This is a genomic window from Pararhizobium arenae (assembly GCF_001931685.1).
GTDB lineage: Bacteria > Pseudomonadota > Alphaproteobacteria > Rhizobiales > Rhizobiaceae > Pararhizobium > Pararhizobium arenae.
In genome coordinates this window covers 619,043-636,752 of sequence record NZ_MOOY01000002.1, presented here as the reverse complement: position 1 = coordinate 636,752, position 17,710 = coordinate 619,043, and the positions used below count along the sequence as shown (strand labels likewise).

Here is a 17,710-nt window from a genome sequence, read left to right as displayed (position 1 = left end):
TTTTCCATCGGCGCAAATACGCTCACTCGCGCTTAACGCTTGCTCTCACCTATAATGTCAATCGGGGATTGATTCGGGGGTGGGATGCTGGAAGTCGATAAAAACCGTGAAGCAACAGCTTCAATCAGGGGCTACTTTTACCAACTCGACGCTGCCTTGCTCGAAATCCTGAATGCGGGCCTGGACGAGAACGTCGTCATTGAGGGCATTGAAGACTTTGACCGCTATACCGATGAAGGCGTCATTTACGGGCAGGTGAAATACTACGCCGAGCAGAACCTGACAGACTCGGTGCTGCGTGATCCTTTACATAAACTCTTTATTCATTTCTATGGCCTCGAAGAGGCACAACGCGCAGGCAGAAAGTACCTGCTGTACGGGCACTTCTCAGAAGTAAAGATCGATATTGGCGAACTTTCCGTCGAGCGCTTCAAATCGGTTATGGAATACCGAAAGGAAGTGAAGGCCGCTGACGGTACAAAGAGCTACGAAAAGAAGTCTTTGCTCGACGGCATGGACGCGCCAGATCGGCTAATTGAGGCGTTCTGCAAGAGCTTCAGCATACAAATCTCGACGAAATTTTCTGAACATCGCAACATCGTCATCGAGGCGATACGGAAAAACCAAGACGTCTCCGCGTTTGAGGCCGAAGGCTTTCACTATCCAATCGCCTTCGACTACATCGCCACGCTCGCGACGAAAAAAGATCACAACGCCCGTAAGGTCACCCGTCGTGACCTGCAGGAACTACTCAAAGGTACTCAAGCGGTCCATAATCGATGGCTCCTCCGGGAGAAGGATGCAAGCGAGTACGCGACGCATATGAAACGCCTGTACTTCTCGCCCACGAACGGCGCAGGAATCGTCCGTGCTTTCATCATTGAATGCAATGCGGCAACCGACGGTTCGGTTGTCTGCGACCAACTCAGAGCAATCGGCAACAACTGGAGTTCGGCTAAGAAGCTCCGCATCCAGAATTCCGAGCGCTACGCGCCATTCGTCCTGTTACGCGGCGCGGATGAAAAGCTCATCATGCAAGTGAAGAACGAGCTTTTCGATACTGGAACAGTTTTCGTAGACGGTTTCCCATATCGCGGATCGCCATTCCGCATCGATCACGTTCATAGCCAGCAGACCCAAGAGCACCAGATCGAAATTCGTCTTGTTGACGACGTCGACCAGTTGCTGGAGGTCCTCGATGGGGTGGGACGGAAGTTGTGCCACATCTACGACTTCTTCCTAGAACGCCCTGCAACCATGGCGCTGCCGGGTCCGAAGAGTCGGATGTATTCGATCCCCGTCAGCAGCATCTCCACAATCACCAAAATTATCTGAGGACGAACAATGACTGAGGAAATCGCCAATGCCGAGGTTGTCGCCGTTTACCCCAACAAAGTCCGAGTGGCCGTCGATGATCTCTTGAACTTCCAGGCGGCGGGAGAGTCTCTTCGCGTTGGGTCCTTTCTCAAGGTCTCGGACAATGACAACGTTTCTCTCATCTGCATCATCGAAAGCTTTTCAATCGAGATGAAAGAGGTGAAAGGCAACGGCAGCAGTGACTACAAGCGCGTCTATATGATTGATGCGTATCCTCTCGGGACCCTTAAAGACGGAAAGTTCAATCGAGGCGGTGACGAACTCGCCATTCCGCCGAAAAAGGTCGTCCCGGCGACGAAAGCGGAAATCGCAGCCATATACGCAGACTGCTATGCGGCTGAAGACCGCTTTTGCTTTTCGTCATTGACCAGGCAGCGCGATATCGTCGTCCCTGTCCATGGCGACCGGTTCTTCAACAAACATATTGCCGTTGTCGGCGCTTCGGGATCGGGCAAATCATCGAGTGTGTCGTCAGTTCTGCAAAAGGCGATATCTGCCAAAACCGGCGAATATCAGGGACTCAACAACTCCCATATCCTGATATTCGATCTTCATTCCGAATATGCCACGGCGTTTACTAAGGCGAATGTCATCACCGTCGATGACCTCGTCCTGCCATATTGGCTTCTCAACGAAGACGAGATGGAGGACATGTTCCTGGAGTCGGGGGACAACAACAATTACAATCAGGAGTCGTTGCTCCGTTCCGTGGTGACCATCGCCAAGAAGATCAGCAATCCTGCCGTCGAGAAGGTCAATTTCGACAGTCCGCTTCGATATGACATTCAGCACGTAGCGAACGCTTTCCGCAACCTGACGCGGGAAACAAAAGATGCTGAGAACTCGCTGCATATCAAGTTTAAGGACGGCACGACCGAAACGTTCGATGACGTGGAGGGGCAGCTTGAGCATTATTGCAAGGCGTTGCGGGAATTCGCGGCCCCGGAACGCAGCAAAATCAACAAAGGCCCTTATGCCGACGGTAGCATCGACAAGTTCGAGCGTCGGATTAGATCAAAGATATCCAACTCCCGGCTTGACTTCATATTCGGTGCGAAGGCCAAAGCCGCGACCCTGGAGCAGGTACTTGAACAGTTTACCGGCTACAAAGCGGGAGGCGAGTCGAATTTCACTATCATCGACCTCAGCGGCATCCCCTTTGAACTGCTCAGCGTTACCGTTTCGGTGATCTCCCGTTTAATGTTCGATTTTTGCTATTATGCTCGGCGCGTTGAAAGCAAGACTGAACAGCCATTCCTGATGGTTTGTGAGGAAGCGCACAAATACGCGCCAAAGAGTGGCCTTGCTCGCTACAAGGCTTCCCTGGCTGCAATCGAACGCATCGCCAAAGAAGGCCGAAAGTACGGCATCAGCCTTCTCATTTCGAGCCAGCGACCGTCTGAAATTTCAGAAACTATTTTTTCGCAATGCTCCAACTTCCTCGCAATGCGTCTCACCAACCCCGATGATCAAAGCTACGTCCGCCGACTTTTGCCAGATACCCTAGGCAATCTGACCGAGGGCATGCCTGCGCTCGAACAAGGCGAAGCGCTTCTCATCGGGGACGCCGTTGTTATGCCGTGCGTAGTGTATGTGGAAAAATGCGATCCCGAACCTTCGTCCAGTGACGTGAAATATTTCACGCTATGGAAAGAGGAATGGAAAAACATCGATTTCAAAAAGCGTGCAGACAACTGGCGGGGTTGAACAGAGCATTCATTTCGGCGGTCTTCGTATAACAAACCTGTCGATAAACAAATGATGGAAAATACTGAATAACTACACGATAGAATAGGGATGAACATTGTGGTGTCAAAGCCGAAGATTTTTCTCAGCCATGCAGCAGCAGACATTGAACTCGTGGAAGCGTTCCAGACGTTGCTAACGCAGTATCTTGGCATCACAAGTGCCGATATATTCTGTTCCAGCTTGTCGGGTCAGGGCGCTCCGAAGGGAATGCCATTTGTCGACAGTATTCGGGCTCACGCGGAAGCCGCCGACGCTGTTGTCGCTCTCATAACCCCCGCTTACCTAGAGAGCGCCTTTTGCTTGGGCGAATTAGGGGCTGCCTGGGTGTTGCAAACACAACGATTTCCGGTCGTCGTGCCGCCAGCTGATTTCAGCGCTATGACTGCAACGCTACTCGGCATCGTTGGAGTAAAGCTCAACGACACAATCGAGCTACAGCAGATGTTGGAAGAGCTGGGCATAGCGATCAAAAAGAAAGCTCCCGCAGCCGGTGTACGCGGACGTGCTATCAGGGATTTCGAGAAAACTTGGGAACGCGATGTACTCCCTATTCTAGCGGGTCCAAAAAAGATCGACGTAGCCGTTCACAAAGCTAAACAGACAGAACTCGAAGAAGCGATCAAAGCAAGGGATGATGCGGAGGATTTGCTGCTGCAAGCCAACAAGCAAATTGAGGCTTTGAAGAAGGCAAAGGACAAAGCTGACGTTGCGAAAATCGAGAACGAATTCGCAGACACATCATGGCAAGAGAAATTCGATGAAATTGTGAGGGAAATTCGAGATCATAGAAGCGAAGTCGGAGGTATGGAGATAATCCGACTATTGATCCTGGACCGGATGGGACGTGGAAAACCAGTTGATCATCTAAACTATCCTGACGAGGCAGATCGCGCTATCGAGCTGGGAATCTACGACGAAGAACGGCGCTCTTGGAACACCGGCACTGAAGAAGTCAAGCAGCTTTATAAATTACTTGATGCGATGGACGATCTGTTTGAGGAGTATCCTGAAGCTGCAAAGGCCCTTAAGGCAAGGGGCGAACGAAGCGATCCTACGACGATCAAGTTCTGGGAAGAACACTTGTAAGCTGGAAGTCGAACGAAGCCGTAGTTAGCCGCAATTGGGGTGTTGTTTGTGAGCAAAACGCATCGACTGGACCTACTAACCAACAGCATCTCATATTTCAAAGAGGCTGTGTCCTACGCACAACAGGACACGACAGAGACCAATCAGTGGAAGTTCGCGATCCTTCACGTCGTCCAAGCAATGGAGTTGGCGTTCAAGGAGCGACTAAGGAGAATTCACCCCGTGTTTATCTACGAGTCGGTAGATAAGCCAGACAAGACGGTGTCATTGCGGTGCGCTATTACACGGCTTCGGAACCCGCTGATCGGCAATGTAAGCATCTCGGATGCTGATAAACTTAAAATTGAAAAAGCCTTTGAGTTACGAAGTGAGCTTACTCATTTCGAATTCAATCATTCTCATGAGCATATCGAACTGAAATTTGCCGAGATTTTTGGGTTCATGATATTTTTCTATCGTAGCCAACTCGCATTACAGACTGCTGACTTCATTGATGAGGCTCAGCACAACAACGTGATTCAATTGGTAAACACCCGCAAAGAACTGCTTGAGCGGGCCAAGGAATATATTGCCGAGCGCGACGATATCATCTGGACATGTCCAGAATGCAGTGAAAACACGTTTCTTGTCTCGGAGCAGCAATGCTGCTTCTGCCATCGCAAGGAACAAATCTTCGATTGCCCGACATGTGGAGCGGAGAATTTCGAGCATGACCTCATCGACATATCAGACGCCTTCGACTGGGCATGGGACGAAGGCCGGACCAGTGTCCAGAGTTTTGGGATGGAAGTAGTATGCTGTCCGGAGTGTGTTTCGGAGGCACGCGAGAAAATCGACGACATTCGACGTTCACAGTATGACGAGGATATGGCAATGGAGGAGTATCATTTCCAAAAAGGGAAATGATGCATTCTTTTATAAACTTGATTACTTAATATGGATTCGCGGATACCCCGGTAGGCTTGCAAATAGCGTTTTTCCGCAGAAAATGATTCCAAGGCCACCATCTATCGCGGTGGGCTGCTTATACATTCACCGTGGTAAGTCATTGTATCGGAACCCTCGCCAGCTACCGAGACGTTGGCTGGCATCCGTAGAGAGAAAACAAAATCCTGTCCTTGGAACGTCGCCGTCATCAAGCTTGATCCGACACTCAATGGGACCGGCTCGTGTTGTCCGATCTGCACAGTGTTGTCATTCCGTCCCATGCCAGTCCGAAAAATCAGCAACATCAATGGCAAGTGCTCAAACTTGCAGGCAACTGGGGTCAAGTTGTCCGATGCAACTACTCCGGTTGCTTCGTACGCTAGAAATGACGGTGCGCAAACCAGCGACATCAACAGTTTATGGATTGCGCAGCGTGGCGATTTCATTTCAACGGCCTCCTCTGACAACTGCCTTTGTGATTTAGTTCTTCAGCCCGAAAACGCCTCGTCCCCAATACGGCGCTCGCCATCCTGCCGTGACGGCTTCCGCTTCGTCACAGAACCACCGTTCGCCCTCCGCAACGCTGACCTTCGTTTTTGCGTACCACGGTGACCAAGGTGCGTGATAGATTTTGCCGTTCTTTGAGATGTTACCCTTGATGGGACATCCATTGGGCGCAGTCTGTTGCGCAACGGCCCATTTCTCTGATCGATATTCCCAGGCGGGAGGCGTCGATGCCTGCCAGATACCCGAGTTCAATTGGCGAGCCTGATCCTCGACATCGACGTAATCCTGAGAATACTTGCGGAATGCCCAAGCTAATCCGGATACCACCATTTCTCGGTTGATATCTTTTCCATCCGAAAAGCAGACCGCTATCGTCCTACCATAGTCATCAGAACCCCTGTCGTCGCAATGCACCTGCCGACGATCAACAAGTTCTTCCAAGGCAGCAATCGCGGCCTGCCCACAGGGCCAGTTTCCACCGCGAGCTTTTTTACATTTTTGACCGGCTTCAGGTGCATCGATGCCGTGCAAACGAAACCGCACTCCTGCAACGTCTATGGTGTCTCCGTCCACCACGTACAGCTCATCCTGAGCCGACGCTGCCGAGCAACTCAAGGAGAGCGCCATCAAGACTGGGAGCCTCCATCGGGCACGGGCTTCTCGTTTCTTCATTCTAGTCCTGCTAGGTAAATGCATAGCGATATTCTGAGTCTTTGGACAACATACGCTCAGAGCACTTAGGCGCAATCTCAACCTAACTGTGTATTTCATCGCATCCAATTGATCGGCAATTCGTTTTGGGGTTGTATGGCGGCAATTGTGGATGGGGAGCCTTGCATGTCCGAGTTCGATCAACAGCCTTTCGCCGATGCCGATTTGAAATCCAACCCTCAACCGCGCTGTCCATGCGTCCTGATCCTGGATGTTTCAGGTTCGATGGGCGGCAGACCAATTGACGAACTGAACGAAGGCCTACGGGCTCTGCAGGAAGAGATTCAGAGCGATAGTCTCGCGGCAAAACGGGTCGAATTCGCAATGGTGACGTTCGGGCCCGTGAACGTGGAAATGGACTTCATCGGTGCAGAGAACTTTTATCCGCCAACACTCACCTCCCAAGGCAACACTCCAATGGGAGAAGCCATCGAAACCGGTCTAGCCATGCTCCGTGAACGCAAGGATCGTTACCGGGAGAACGGGATCAATTTTTATCGACCCTGGGTTTTCCTGATTACCGATGGTGCGCCTACTGATAGCTGGCATCGCGCTGCTGAAGAGGTCAGGAAGGGCGAAGATAGCAAGGCCTTCATGTTTTATGCCATTGGCGTCGAAGGCGCTAACATGGATACCCTGGCCAAAATCTCGGTTCGCCAGCCGCTTAAACTGAAGGGCCTCCAGTTCAAAGAGTTCTTCCAGTGGCTCTCGAACTCTCTTGGATCGGTTTCTCGGTCCAATCCGGGCGAGCAAGTGCCCCTTACCAATCCAACGGCTCCGGATGGATGGGCCTTTGCCGGATGACAAGATGGACATTCGGTGCCGCATCCGTTCGGGGCATCTCCCATGTCAAAAGCGGGACGCGCCTTCAGGATGCGAAGCGATGTTTTGAAATAGTCGATCCGGACGGGGCGTCAATCTTCTGTGCCGTTGTTTCCGATGGCGCAGGTTCCGCGTCCCATGGTGGAGAAGGTGCTTCGGTTGTCTGTCGCACGCTGGCGGAAGCTCTTCGTTCCCATTTCGCTAATGGCTCAACGGACATGCCGTCCGAGGATCATGTTTGGGATTGGGTAGACCAGGTTCGCGACCGGATCATTCATGCAGCGTCCTTGCGATCCCTCACTCCTCGTGATTTCGCCGCAACGATGGTTATGGGCGTCACGGACGGCACCCGGACAGTGACCGCTCACGTCGGTGATGGTGCTATTGTTGCTCGAAGCGCTGTTGACCAAGGCTGGCTGCTTCTGAGTGAATCCGAAAATGGCGAGTACGCATCAACTACGTACTTCGTGACCGATTCCGGCACTCCGAGGCTCAGGGTCGCAGAGCATGATGTTCCGATAGACGCCATATTCCTGTTCTCTGACGGGATCGAGAACCAGGTCTTGGACAGCGTAACGAACGAGCCTTACGAGAACTTTTTCAACCCTATGATACGACCATTCGTATCAAGCACATCTCTCGGCCGCGACCGTTTCCTGACAGGCCGACTTTCGGCTTATCTCGATAGCGAGAAGTTTGCCGAGCACACCGATGACGACAAAACGTTGGTGATAGCGGTCAGAAGATGAGCCTCGACAAACTCTTTGCTGGAACTGACGAACTGCATGTCGGGAAGCGCATTGGCAAAGGCGGCGAAGGCGAGGTCTATGCGCTGACCAACCTGCCGGGCTATGCGGTAAAGGCCTATCTGCCCACGGTCGTTGCATCGCGAGAGGCGAAAATCAGGGCCATGGTGGATGCTAACCTGCATTCATCCATTAATACGGTTGCGTTCCCCACCAAGGTCGTTGCTGACCGCAAGGGAAGCTTTGTCGGCTTCCTGATGCGGCTCGTTGCAGAGCACAAAGAAATCCACGAACTGCAGACGCCTTCCTCACGGTTGAGGCATTTTCCGGCTGCGGACTACAGGTTTCTGGTGCGGACCGCCATCAACGTGGCGCGTGTCTTTGGGCAGGTCCATGCAGCTGGTTGCGTCATCGGAGATATTAATCAGCGCAGTATCTTGGTTTCCCAACAGGCAACCGTCGCGCTCATCGACACCGACTCATTCCAGGTCATTCAAAAGGGTAAACAGTACCTGTGCGTCGTCGGCGTTCCAGAGTACACGCCGCCGGAACTACAAGGCCAATCCTTGAAGAGCGTGGTCCGTACACCCGATCACGATGCCTTCGGCTTGGCGGTCGCCATCTTCCAGATTCTCTGCATGGATCGACATCCATTCTCTGGCCGCTTCAAGGGAGTCGGAGATATGGGGATCGAACAGGCCATCAAGGAGTTTCGGTTCGCATACTCGATGCGGGACACAAAAATGCAACCGCCTCCTTCGACTGTTCAGATGGCGGACCTCTCACCAAAGGTCAGGCAGAGCTTCGAGTTGGCGTTCTCGCCTCAAGGAGTCGGCTCCAGACCAACCCCCAGCCAATGGATTTCCGCACTCGAAGAGCTGGAGCAATCCCTACGGCCGTGTCCGAACAACAAGGCTCACCACTATTCAAGGGTTGCCCCTGAATGTCCCTGGTGCCGAATGGAGCAGGCGTTCGGCGTGCCGATGTTCATCAGCCACGACGCAAACGCTCACGTTCCAAAAGGCTCTATCAGTGAAGGCGTTGGTTTTAGCTTTAACATCGTAGCCATCGAGGCCATCCTAAACTCGCTGACAATTCCACCCCAGATCAAAGTTGCGATCCCGTCGCCCAAAGTCAGCTACTCTGCATCTGCCGAAGCCTTGGCTTCTGCGTCGAAAACTGCGTCGGACGGAAGACTGCGGAAAGTCTTCGCAGTAGTTTGGGGCGCGGCGGCGATCTTGATGTTTGCAGCTGGGTTTCCACCCGTAGTGCCCCTGATTTCAGCAGGCGTGGCGGTGTACCTGGCATTTCGCTCTGATAGCGCGGAAAGCAGCTTTCTTCAGAGGTACAAATCTACTGCGGAGAAAGTACGCGGGCGGGTCCAGCATCTGCAGTCAAACTCGCCTGCTGAAACGGTCCAGTCAACCCGTGCAGCCATTCTTGAGAAGATTGACGAGTACAAGGCGCTCGTATCCGATTTTAAGAATATCGAAACCGACTACAATGCCTCCAGGCGGCAACAGCAGCTGGATGCCCACCTTAGTGCGCACGGCATCCGAGGTGCAAGGATACCAAAACTGACGTCCGGTGACGTCGCGTCTCTGGCTTCCTACGGATTTACGACCGCATACGACGCATCAAGACGTGACGTTCAGGATGCTCATGGCATCGGCCCGGTTAAGTCCGCCAACATCATGGCCTGGGTCAACCAGGTTGAAAGAAAGTTCCTGTTTCGGACCGACTACACGGCTGCCGATAGAGCCGCCTTGCGAACCAAACGGGACAATATCATCTCCCGACAACAAGGATGTGCTGACAAGCTTTCGAAGCTTGTCGATCAATTGAAGCAGCAACACAAGCAGCTGAATGATTGGATCAGTGGCAATGATGCCCAGCTTCAGCAATTCGTTGAGGAACTGGCCCAAGCCGAAGCCGATCTACGTCATTTCAAGATCGCGGTTCCGGTTTTGCAACCGGTACCTCCGTACCAACCTACCCAGCCGTCCACGCGCCGACCGACCTCTTATTCGTCAACTGCCGGTACCGCGCGGACAAGCTTCGGAGGCAGTCACAATTCAAGCCGCACAGGCTCAAGCATACCTAGCTGCCCTGTATGTGGCTCTGGCATGCGTTTGCGAACAGCAAGGCGGGGAAAGCGGGCAGGACGCCAGTTTTGGGGATGCAGTCGATATCCGACCTGCCAGGGCACGAGGAACATCTGATCGTGGCCATAGTCTATTGCGCAAGGTACCAAACCAAGGCTATCGCGCCTACTATCAAGATTACTCCGAAAGTTATTGATCTAGATTTCGACCACGGTTTTGAGGCGTAATCATTTTCCGGACCCGGATGTTTGTCCCAACCACTAACCATTGCGGCACCTCCGATTAGACTGGCACCGTACCAATATTCGTTCTCGCGGCCAATCTATTCATCGTGCGCCTTTCATTGCGGTTCTTCGTGGCCCAAATACTTTGATGACAACGCGACACGTTGTGCCTTTAGAGCAAGGCGTCGGAAACCTTTTGAACGTAGAGGTCAACCCAATCACGGAACGGGCAGCATTCAGAATGAACCTGACTTATGCAATCGGGGATATCCACGGCTGAGACGATCTCCTTCGCCTGCTCCTCGCAGCGATAAATGAAGATGCGGCCGACTATGCTCGACGCTTCATATTCCTCGGCGACATAGTTGATCGTGGTCCAGACAGCAAGGAGTGCATGGAAATCGTCAACCAGACGATGCTGCTGCATCCGGGCTCAAAGTTCGTGCTGGGCAATCATGATGAACGCTTCTGGCACGCGGTCAGCGGTATTCTGAGGCCAGACGAGCAGGCTGCTTGGCTCGAAGATTTTGGTGGCTGGCAAACTGTCGAGGCCTATTGTGGCGGGCAGAGACCATCGATGCAAGAATTCGCCGCACTGATTCAAGAGTTCTACGATCATCACGTCGAGATGCTGCAAGCAGCGGTCGACAAGGTGGAGACCACCAATTTCTGTTTCGTCCACGCCGGTGTTCGGCCTGGCATCAAACTGGCGGATCAGAATCCATACGATCTTCGATGGATCAGGGATGGATTTATCGGGTTCAGCGGGGAGTTAGAGAAGACTGTCGTGCACGGACACACCATCACCGATAGCGAACTTCCTGAGGTGCACGGGAACCGGATAGCTATAGACACCGGGTCTTACCGCACTGGTCGTATTTCTTCAGCTGTGTTCGTTGACGATGAACTCACAGGCTTCATCTGTGCCGAGAAGATAAATGGCAACCCGGTCATTCACCGCTTTGACGCCAGAATGGAAGAGCAAAACCGGAACGTTGCCAAGGTGACTGCCGACTAAGGCTATGTCGCCGCGCTCGCTGCACCGGCCTTCTCGTCATCTGTCCAAAACTTCAAGCTGAAATTGTTCAAGTGGCCATCCCGATCAGGCACGGCTGTGAACGTTCCCGGAATTTGGTGTCCATCGCCACCGCCCTCGAAATAGTCCCTCAGCGTATACAAAGCGCTTTTCATCAGATGCTGCCAGGTCGATGACAGTTCGTTCTGACGAATTTCCTCCTGCTTCGCTTTGCTCGGCTTCCGCTTTGGCTGCGGCTGCAGATACGACGGCCGAGGAATGACCTTGTGGTGAAATGTGATGCGGCCTGTGTTCCAGTCGTCTTCGACCTCTTTCCGCCAGCGGTAAGAAATCGTCACTGACAGGTTGTTTGTGAAATCATGTGGCCAGTACACTTTGTCGTCGACATACCAGTACGGGCGCTGACGTTCCTCAGTTTCCATTCGATGTTTCATCCTGCCGAAGGCAAAGGATAAATCAGAACCCATGCGCCTCGCGTAACCGTAGGTCTCCTCCCGCTTTTTCGCAGACTTCGCGTCCCGATACGCGTTCAAAGCCTTCTCGAAATAATGCAGCTTGCTCCCAACGTATTCACCACAGTCGCGTAGCCTGAGCCGGTACAGGTCGCCAAGCCTTTCTGCTTCCATAGCCTCATCAATCAGCTTGGATAGTTCGCGTTCATCGATGCCTTTGATCGCCTCGATTTCTCGTTGTTCCAGGTTGATTTCACCCATTGGCCTCATCTCCTGCGTATGCTGCTGATGTTCGGCGATGAACGTTAACATGACAATCGCTATTCACACCCCAATGCTTTGTCGCTTCAAGGTTTGACCTTGTTCTAACGTATCTGGCGACGGCGTCCTGTTTGCTGGTAGGAGGCTACTTGCTCAAACGAACGCGGCAACCGCTCCGAAGAAGCGACCGCTTTCGACTCGGCCATGTTCACACCAATGTGGTGAGCACGCGCAGGATCACCGGTTTCGATCTTTCAGCTGCATATGGTTAACGAATGGCTATTGTGCTCTTGCCGTTTGCTTCGCCGCCCTCAAAGCTAAAGTCAGGCATCTCGCTATGCGAGATGAAAAGGACAGGCTGACGCCCGGAGTCTTTTGTATACGAGCCGAACGGACTGCCAGACTCTAGCGGTCGCTGTCCGAACGGCACGTATACTCAAGGCGGTATCCGCCTAGTCGGCGGATGCTCTGGAAATGATACCCGCCCCGATAAAATCGGCCTCGTCCAGCCGATAGGGTTGCAGAGTCAATGAGTTACTGATACCTTCTGTTTTATGGTCAAAACCGTGAATACGGGAAAACAGTGCGCCTCGTCGATCGCAAAAAGCGCGATATCCGCGCCGTTGATCAGATCGCGGAAAGACGGCGTCAGGATGCGCTCCGGCGTCACATAGAGTAGATCGAGCTTGCCGGCCCGCAGCGCATCACGAACGGCAAAGGCTTCCTCCCGGCTCAATGACGAATTGAGCGCGGCAGCATTTACGCCGAGTTGCTTCAGCGCCTCCACCTGGTCGCGCATCAGCGCGATCAGCGGCGAGACAACAATGCCGACGCCGCGGCGGCACAGCGCTGGAACCTGAAAGCACAGCGACTTGCCCGCACCCGTCGGAAACAGCACGACCGCATCCCCACCCGCCGTGACGTGCTCCACCACCTCGGATTGCTTTCCCCGGAATGCGGAATACCCATAGACGGTCTTCAGGACATCGAGCGGATTTCTGGTTCCCGTGCGATCCAGGAGGTGATGAGCTTGGGTGTTCATTCTGGCAGGAATCTCCTTCAGCGCCGGAATATGTCACAGATCGATCCGCGGCAACCAGCTTTTGGCCTGTCACGCAGACAGCCCACCAACCCTTTTTGCTTTTCTTCTGATTGAAAGCCCTCCGCCCCCGCCTAAATCTCTGTCTCGAACAGAAGGAGGCGGAGATGGAAACCAACGAACTGCATCGCGGGCGACTGATTGATCACATCCAGCTGGTCGTACGCGACCTTGCCGCAAGCCGGAATTTCTACGGCGCGATCTTCGAGGTTCTCGGCATTCCGATCGGCGGGGAAGAGGAGAGCTACTTCTGGGCCGACGAGTTGTTCATCTCTGCGCTCGACAGCGAAGCCTCGGCAGGCGCGTTGACCGGCCGCCATCATCTGGCTTTCCAGGCCGCCGATGAGGCAACCGTCCGCGCCTTCTATGAAGCCGGCTTGGCCCATGGAGGACAAGACAATGGAGCGCCCGGGGAACGCCCCTATCATCCGGACTATTACGCCGCCTTCCTGCTCGATCGCGATGGAAACAACATCGAAGCGGTCTTTCACGGGGAGTCAAAACGCAGCGCCCCGTCCGTGAAGATTACCTTCTAGAGTTTGCCAGGGAAAAGTGGAAACCGGTTTTCCCGAAAGGACAAACGAAATGAAAGAAATCTAGGGTCTGTGAGGTTCAATCTGAACCTCACAGACCCTAGCCTCACGCCTCCCGGGTGATGACGGCGACATTCATCGCCTCGCGCACCTTGAAGCCGAGCGTTTCATAAAGCCCGATGGCCGCGGTGTTGGTCACATAGGCGTGCAGATAGGGACGCTCGTTGTTGGCGAATATCTTACCGCCGACATAGAGCGACAGCAGGCGACCGATGCCTCTGCCGCGCACATCCGGATGCGTGCAGACGCCACTGAGCTCGGTGAAACCCGGCTGCTTCAACCTCTCGCCGGCCATTGCCACGAGCCGGCCGTTTTCCCTGATCCCCCAGAAACTGCCAAGGCTCTGGGCATGAAGCGTGAAAGGACCCGGCTTCGTCAGCATCGCGAGATCGAGCATGTCCTGCGCGTCGTCGGCCGTCAGCGGCACGATGCGCTCGTCCTCTATCGGCGGCAGATGCTCTTCCGCCTGCATCTGCACCAGTTTCGCCGTGGCATTGACGACGAAATTTGCGGGGATGCGGATGTCATCGGATTGCACGATCAGCAAGGTTTCGCCGGGCGCCGGCAGCTTCGCCAGCGCCTCCAGACTTTCTTCCTCGTCGTCCTTCATACCGGCAAATGTATGGATGGGCGGGCGAAACCGCCTCGCTCGCCCATCGCCTTCACCAAGAGCTGCGTGGCGCGTTTCAAGGGCGCTCCATATGGGGCGATCAAGCAGATGTTTCATGGTTCTTGTCCTTTAAGCATATCGCTGCGCTGCTTCAGCGAGCGCGCGGCAAGGCCACCCTCTACGGCCGCCAGTTGTTCGAGAAAGGGGCCGGAAAGCCCGCCGCAGAGGTCGCGCACGGCCGCCTCGATGCGCGGCCATATCTCGGCCTTTGCCCGTTCCACCAGCCGGCGGCCCTGCTCCGTCAGGTGAACGATACGCCGTCGCTGATCGTCCTCGGCAGGCTTGACAGCCAGATAACCAAGATCGGCGAGTTGGTTGACGCTGCGGGTAATCGCCGGCTGGGTAATGCCGAGCGCCTCCGCCAGTTCACCGATCGTCAGCGGCCCGAGCATATCGATTGCCGCGAGCAAGGGACATTGGCCAGCGCCCACCGGCAGCTCCATTGCTTCCAGCAGAACTTGCGTGTCGGCCTGGAGCCGCTCCCCGATACGCTTCATGCGCGTTCCCATCGCCAGAAAGCCGAGCGACTTTACAACATCTTCAACCATACGACCGCTCACTGAATTTACATAACACGTTATATAACACAACATCAAATTGCCTGGCAAGACTCTCCGATGTGGGATTTTCCCTGCCGATAATTCCCCCGGCTTCCTGACCGTCGACACAATTGCCTCAAGTTCCTCCGCCCGCAAAGCCGTTCGACGTGAAAGCAGATTTTTCTTTGTTTTAAATCTTTTACACGACTGTCTTGAAATGGTTACATTTGCCCTCCATATTCGCTTCAACAAAGAATTCATCTCCGCCTGACCACGGATGTACTGGCAGTGTCGTTGAGATGGAGTGAGGAAGGTCGGTGCGAATTTCGCCCGGCCTTTTTTCTTGCGGGATCAGACGAGAGCCTTTCGGCAGTCGGATCCCGTGGTTTTCTCCAGCAAAACATCATGCGATATTCCGTCACTGAGCCCTTTCCTTGTGCGGAATTTTGAACGATGACGGATTTGCCCCTTGCCGACCTCGACGCCTTCACGGCCGTTGCCCAGGCCCGCAGCTTTCGGGCCGCGGCCCTGCAACGCGGTGTTTCCGCTTCATCCCTGAGCGAGGCGCTGCGGCGGCTGGAGCAACGGCTCGGCGTTCGTCTGCTCAACCGCACGACACGAAGCGTTACGGTCACGGAAGCCGGAGAACGCCTGCTGGAACGTTTGACCCCCGCACTCGGCGACGTGGCGCTTGCGCTCGATCAGATCAACAGTTTCCGCGAAAGCCCTGCCGGCACGTTGCGCCTCAACGTTCCGACGGTGACCGCCATGACGTTTCTGCCGGCGCTCATCAGCGCGTTCCTGAAGCAATACCCGGACATCACGCTGGAAGTGCGCGGCGAAGACAATTTCATCGATGTGCTTGCCGCCGGGTTCGATGCGGGCATCCGTTACGACGAACGGCTGGAACGCGATATGATTGCCGTTCCCATCGGTCCGCGCATCCAGCGTTATGTGACCGCTGCGGCGCCGGCCTATCTTGCCGCTTACGGCGAACCGAAGCATCCGAACGATATCCTCGATCATACCTGCATCCGCCACAGATTTCTAAGCGGCGCCATGCCACCCTGGGAATTCGATCGCGCAGAGGAAACCATCCGCATCACGCCGCCCTCCAAGCTCATCGCCAACACGGTCCAACTGGAAATCGAGGCCGCCGTCGAAGGAATGGGAATTATCAGGACTTTCGAAGATTTTCTGGCGCCGGCCATCGCGGCGGGAAAGCTTGTGCCGATTCTTGAGGACTGGGTGACCTCATTCCCCGGCCCGTTTCTCTACTATGCTAGCCGTCGGCATATGCCAGCGCCGCTGCGCGCTTTCATCGACTTCATAAAACAGCAGCGATAACCGGGTATCACCGGCAGCAATCCTCCCATCATCAACATTGAAATGTTCACGGATTGTTTCGCGCTATTTTTTGCGCTACGGAAAATTTCCGCAGGTTCGTTCCCGTTTCGTATCGAAATGCCGGCAAGGATGGGGTGAGTGATGATCGATCCGCAATCGGCACGGCGCGGCCTTTTTCTCGTCTTCATCATCCTGTTTCTCGACATCATGGGCATCGCCATCATCATGCCCGTGCTGCCCGCCTATCTAGAGGAACTGACGGGAGCGACGATCAGCGAAGCAGCTGTGGAAGGTGGCTGGCTGTTGCTTGCCTATTCAGGCATGCAGTTCCTGTTTGCTCCGCTGATCGGCAATCTGTCGGATCGTTTTGGCCGCCGGCCTGTGCTGCTTGCCTCGGTCCTGACCTTCGCGCTCGACAATCTGATCTGTGCGCTTGCCACAACCTACTGGATGCTTTTCGTCGGGCGGGTGCTGGCCGGCATCAGCGGCGCCAGCTTTTCGACCGCGTCCGCCTACATTGCCGATGTCAGCGACGACAGCAATCGCGCCAAGAATTTCGGCCTGATCGGCATCGCCTTCGGCACCGGTTTTGCGCTCGGTCCGGTTCTGGGTGGCATTCTGGGCGAGTTCGGTCCGCGTGTGCCTTTTTATGGTGCAGCCGCCCTCTCCTTCGTCAACTTCGTCGTCGCCTACTTCCTGCTGCCGGAAACGCTCGGCGCGGAACACCGCCGAACCTTCGAGTGGAAACGCGCCAACCCGCTCGGCGCCGTGAAGCAGATGCGCAACTATCGCGGCATTGGCTGGATACTGCTGGTCTTCTTTCTCTACTGGCAGGCCCACGCGGTCTATCCCGCCGTCTGGTCTTTCGTCACTTCGGAGCGCTATGGCTGGAGCGAGGGCCAGATCGGCCTGTCGCTGGGCATTTTCGGCATTTGCGGTGCGCTGGTCATGGGGCTGGTGCTGCCGCGGGTCGTGCCATGGCTCGGCGAATGGAAGTCAGGGGCGGTCGGGCTGATCTTCACCGGGCTTGGGCTGTTCGGCTTTGCCTTCGCCTTTCAGGGCTGGATGGTCTACGCCGTGATCCTGCTGACCTGCATCGAGGCACTGGCAGATCCGCCGCTCAGAAGCATCGCCGCAGCCAAGGTCCCGCCCTCCGCGCAAGGGGAGTTGCAAGGCGCGCTCTCCAGCATATCGAGCTTCACCACCATCATCGGCCCGATCATGTTCACCCAGATCTTCAGCAGCTTTACTGCGCCCGATGCAGGCATCCACTTCGCCGGTGCACCCTATGTGCTGTCGGGATTTTTCATTGTGCTCGCCCTCGCGGTCTACATGACGAAGCTCAAGCCCGGCGCGGAAGACGCTCTGCTGAAGAGTGCGGCTTGAGCAGCGGTTTTTCAAAAATTCGCCAAAACCGGCGAAGATCATGCCATTTCTTCCAAATCCCATCATTTTTCGT

16 protein-coding genes and 1 pseudogene are annotated in these 17,710 nt (G+C 54.6%); 11 read left to right on the top strand and 6 right to left on the bottom strand.

Annotation, left to right across the window (positions count from 1 at the left end; genetic code table 11):
* The first annotated feature begins 84 nt into the window (after positions 1–84).
* The 4 genes from BLX89_RS06405 (at position 85) to BLX89_RS06390 (ending at position 5,118) form a co-directional block, all read left to right on the top strand.
* Positions 85–1,335: a DUF4297 family anti-phage-associated protein gene (locus BLX89_RS06405; protein ID WP_075289791.1), complete on the top strand. Its 1,251-nt coding sequence runs from the start codon at positions 85–87 to the stop codon at positions 1,333–1,335.
* Positions 1,336–1,344: 9 nt separating this feature from the next.
* Positions 1,345–3,084, top strand: coding sequence for an ATP-binding protein (locus BLX89_RS06400; protein WP_075289790.1), 1,740 nt, complete (start codon positions 1,345–1,347; stop codon positions 3,082–3,084).
* Positions 3,085–3,174: 90 nt separating this feature from the next.
* Entirely contained in the window at positions 3,175–4,212 is a 1,038-nt protein-coding gene (locus BLX89_RS06395; RefSeq protein WP_075289789.1) for a toll/interleukin-1 receptor domain-containing protein, read from the top strand.
* A gap of 222 nt (positions 4,213–4,434) precedes the next feature.
* Positions 4,435–5,118 carry a hypothetical protein gene (locus BLX89_RS06390; protein ID WP_143523509.1) on the top strand — a complete coding sequence of 228 codons (684 nt, stop codon included), beginning with the start codon at positions 4,435–4,437 and terminating at the stop codon, positions 5,116–5,118.
* A gap of 501 nt (positions 5,119–5,619) precedes the next feature.
* Here the strand turns inward: BLX89_RS06390 and BLX89_RS06385 are convergent.
* The gene (locus BLX89_RS06385; RefSeq protein WP_075289872.1) at positions 5,620–6,273 is read right to left on the bottom strand and encodes a thermonuclease family protein; all 654 of its coding nucleotides are present in this window, start codon (positions 6,271–6,273) and stop codon (positions 5,620–5,622) included.
* A gap of 210 nt (positions 6,274–6,483) precedes the next feature.
* Between BLX89_RS06385 and BLX89_RS06380 the strand changes: the two genes are divergently transcribed.
* From BLX89_RS06380 to BLX89_RS06370, 3 genes are read left to right on the top strand one after another with little or no spacing between them, the layout of a single operon-like run.
* The gene (locus BLX89_RS06380; RefSeq protein WP_075289787.1) at positions 6,484–7,161 is read left to right on the top strand and encodes a vWA domain-containing protein; all 678 of its coding nucleotides are present in this window, start codon (positions 6,484–6,486) and stop codon (positions 7,159–7,161) included.
* Positions 7,158–7,928 (top strand): PP2C family serine/threonine-protein phosphatase, encoded by a 771-nt coding sequence (locus BLX89_RS06375; protein WP_075289786.1) that lies wholly within the window; start codon positions 7,158–7,160, stop codon positions 7,926–7,928. The genes BLX89_RS06380 and BLX89_RS06375 overlap by 4 nt, the downstream gene beginning before the upstream one ends.
* Positions 7,925–10,147 (top strand): helix-hairpin-helix domain-containing protein, encoded by a 2,223-nt coding sequence (locus BLX89_RS06370; RefSeq protein WP_075289785.1) that lies wholly within the window; start codon positions 7,925–7,927, stop codon positions 10,145–10,147. The genes BLX89_RS06375 and BLX89_RS06370 overlap by 4 nt, the downstream gene beginning before the upstream one ends.
* A gap of 279 nt (positions 10,148–10,426) precedes the next feature.
* Here BLX89_RS06370 and BLX89_RS24945 read toward each other — a convergent pair whose 3' ends face one another.
* Positions 10,427–10,681, bottom strand: coding sequence for a hypothetical protein (locus BLX89_RS24945; RefSeq protein ID WP_083637342.1), 255 nt, complete (start codon positions 10,679–10,681; stop codon positions 10,427–10,429).
* Between BLX89_RS24945 and BLX89_RS24130 the strand changes: the two genes are divergently transcribed.
* Positions 10,649–11,272 (top strand): metallophosphoesterase family protein, encoded by a 624-nt coding sequence (locus BLX89_RS24130; protein ID WP_075289784.1) that lies wholly within the window; start codon positions 10,649–10,651, stop codon positions 11,270–11,272. The two genes, BLX89_RS24945 and BLX89_RS24130, sit on opposite strands and share 33 nt — an antisense overlap.
* A gap of 2 nt (positions 11,273–11,274) precedes the next feature.
* Here the strand turns inward: BLX89_RS24130 and BLX89_RS06360 are convergent, their stop codons facing one another.
* Entirely contained in the window at positions 11,275–12,003 is a 729-nt protein-coding gene (locus BLX89_RS06360; protein ID WP_075289871.1) for a hypothetical protein, read from the bottom strand.
* 580 nt (positions 12,004–12,583) lie between these two features.
* A pseudogene (locus BLX89_RS06355) lies at positions 12,584–13,045 on the bottom strand (DEAD/DEAH box helicase); the annotation flags it as partial.
* 164 nt (positions 13,046–13,209) lie between these two features.
* Between BLX89_RS06355 and BLX89_RS06350 the strand changes: the two are divergent.
* Positions 13,210–13,638 carry a VOC family protein gene (locus BLX89_RS06350; RefSeq protein ID WP_075289783.1) on the top strand — a complete coding sequence of 143 codons (429 nt, stop codon included), beginning with the start codon at positions 13,210–13,212 and terminating at the stop codon, positions 13,636–13,638.
* Between the two features lie 103 nt (positions 13,639–13,741).
* Here the strand turns inward: BLX89_RS06350 and BLX89_RS06345 are convergent, their stop codons facing one another.
* Both BLX89_RS06345 and BLX89_RS06340 read right to left on the bottom strand, forming a co-directional pair.
* Positions 13,742–14,422, bottom strand: a complete 681-nt coding sequence (locus tag BLX89_RS06345; protein WP_075289782.1) for a GNAT family N-acetyltransferase — start codon at positions 14,420–14,422, stop codon at positions 13,742–13,744.
* Positions 14,419–14,913, bottom strand: coding sequence for a MarR family winged helix-turn-helix transcriptional regulator (locus tag BLX89_RS06340; RefSeq protein WP_075289781.1), 495 nt, complete (start codon positions 14,911–14,913; stop codon positions 14,419–14,421). Before BLX89_RS06340 ends, BLX89_RS06345 begins: the two co-directional genes overlap by 4 nt.
* A gap of 444 nt (positions 14,914–15,357) precedes the next feature.
* Here BLX89_RS06340 and BLX89_RS06335 point away from each other — a divergent pair, with 444 nt between their 5' ends.
* Together BLX89_RS06335 and BLX89_RS06330 are read left to right on the top strand one after the other, a co-directional pair.
* The gene (locus BLX89_RS06335; RefSeq protein WP_075289780.1) at positions 15,358–16,251 is read left to right on the top strand and encodes a LysR family transcriptional regulator; all 894 of its coding nucleotides are present in this window, start codon (positions 15,358–15,360) and stop codon (positions 16,249–16,251) included.
* 141 nt (positions 16,252–16,392) lie between these two features.
* On the top strand, positions 16,393–17,637 hold the full coding sequence (locus BLX89_RS06330) for a TCR/Tet family MFS transporter (protein WP_075289779.1): 1,245 nt from the start codon (positions 16,393–16,395) through the stop codon (positions 17,635–17,637).
* Positions 17,638–17,710 lie beyond the last annotated feature (73 nt).

Bases quoted from the DNA above. Each gene is read 5' to 3' on its own strand.
- BLX89_RS06405 (WP_075289791.1), top strand. From the start codon at position 85: ATGCTGGAAGTCGATAAAAACCGTGAAGCAACAGCTTCAATCAGGGGC.
- BLX89_RS06400 (WP_075289790.1), top strand. From the start codon at position 1,345: ATGACTGAGGAAATCGCCAATGCCGAGGTTGTCGCCGTTTACCCCAAC.
- BLX89_RS06395 (WP_075289789.1), top strand. From the start codon at position 3,175: ATGAACATTGTGGTGTCAAAGCCGAAGATTTTTCTCAGCCATGCAGCA.
- BLX89_RS06385 (WP_075289872.1), bottom strand. From the start codon at position 6,273: ATGGCGCTCTCCTTGAGTTGCTCGGCAGCGTCGGCTCAGGATGAGCTG.
- BLX89_RS06380 (WP_075289787.1), top strand. From the start codon at position 6,484: ATGTCCGAGTTCGATCAACAGCCTTTCGCCGATGCCGATTTGAAATCC.
- BLX89_RS06375 (WP_075289786.1), top strand. From the start codon at position 7,158: ATGACAAGATGGACATTCGGTGCCGCATCCGTTCGGGGCATCTCCCAT.
- BLX89_RS06370 (WP_075289785.1), top strand. From the start codon at position 7,925: ATGAGCCTCGACAAACTCTTTGCTGGAACTGACGAACTGCATGTCGGG.
- BLX89_RS24130 (WP_075289784.1), top strand. From the start codon at position 10,649: ATGGAAATCGTCAACCAGACGATGCTGCTGCATCCGGGCTCAAAGTTC.
- BLX89_RS24945 (WP_083637342.1), bottom strand. From the start codon at position 10,681: ATGCAGCAGCATCGTCTGGTTGACGATTTCCATGCACTCCTTGCTGTC.
- BLX89_RS06360 (WP_075289871.1), bottom strand. From the start codon at position 12,003: ATGGGTGAAATCAACCTGGAACAACGAGAAATCGAGGCGATCAAAGGC.
- BLX89_RS06350 (WP_075289783.1), top strand. From the start codon at position 13,210: ATGGAAACCAACGAACTGCATCGCGGGCGACTGATTGATCACATCCAG.
- BLX89_RS06345 (WP_075289782.1), bottom strand. From the start codon at position 14,422: ATGAAACATCTGCTTGATCGCCCCATATGGAGCGCCCTTGAAACGCGC.
- BLX89_RS06340 (WP_075289781.1), bottom strand. From the start codon at position 14,913: ATGGTTGAAGATGTTGTAAAGTCGCTCGGCTTTCTGGCGATGGGAACG.
- BLX89_RS06335 (WP_075289780.1), top strand. From the start codon at position 15,358: ATGACGGATTTGCCCCTTGCCGACCTCGACGCCTTCACGGCCGTTGCC.
- BLX89_RS06330 (WP_075289779.1), top strand. From the start codon at position 16,393: ATGATCGATCCGCAATCGGCACGGCGCGGCCTTTTTCTCGTCTTCATC.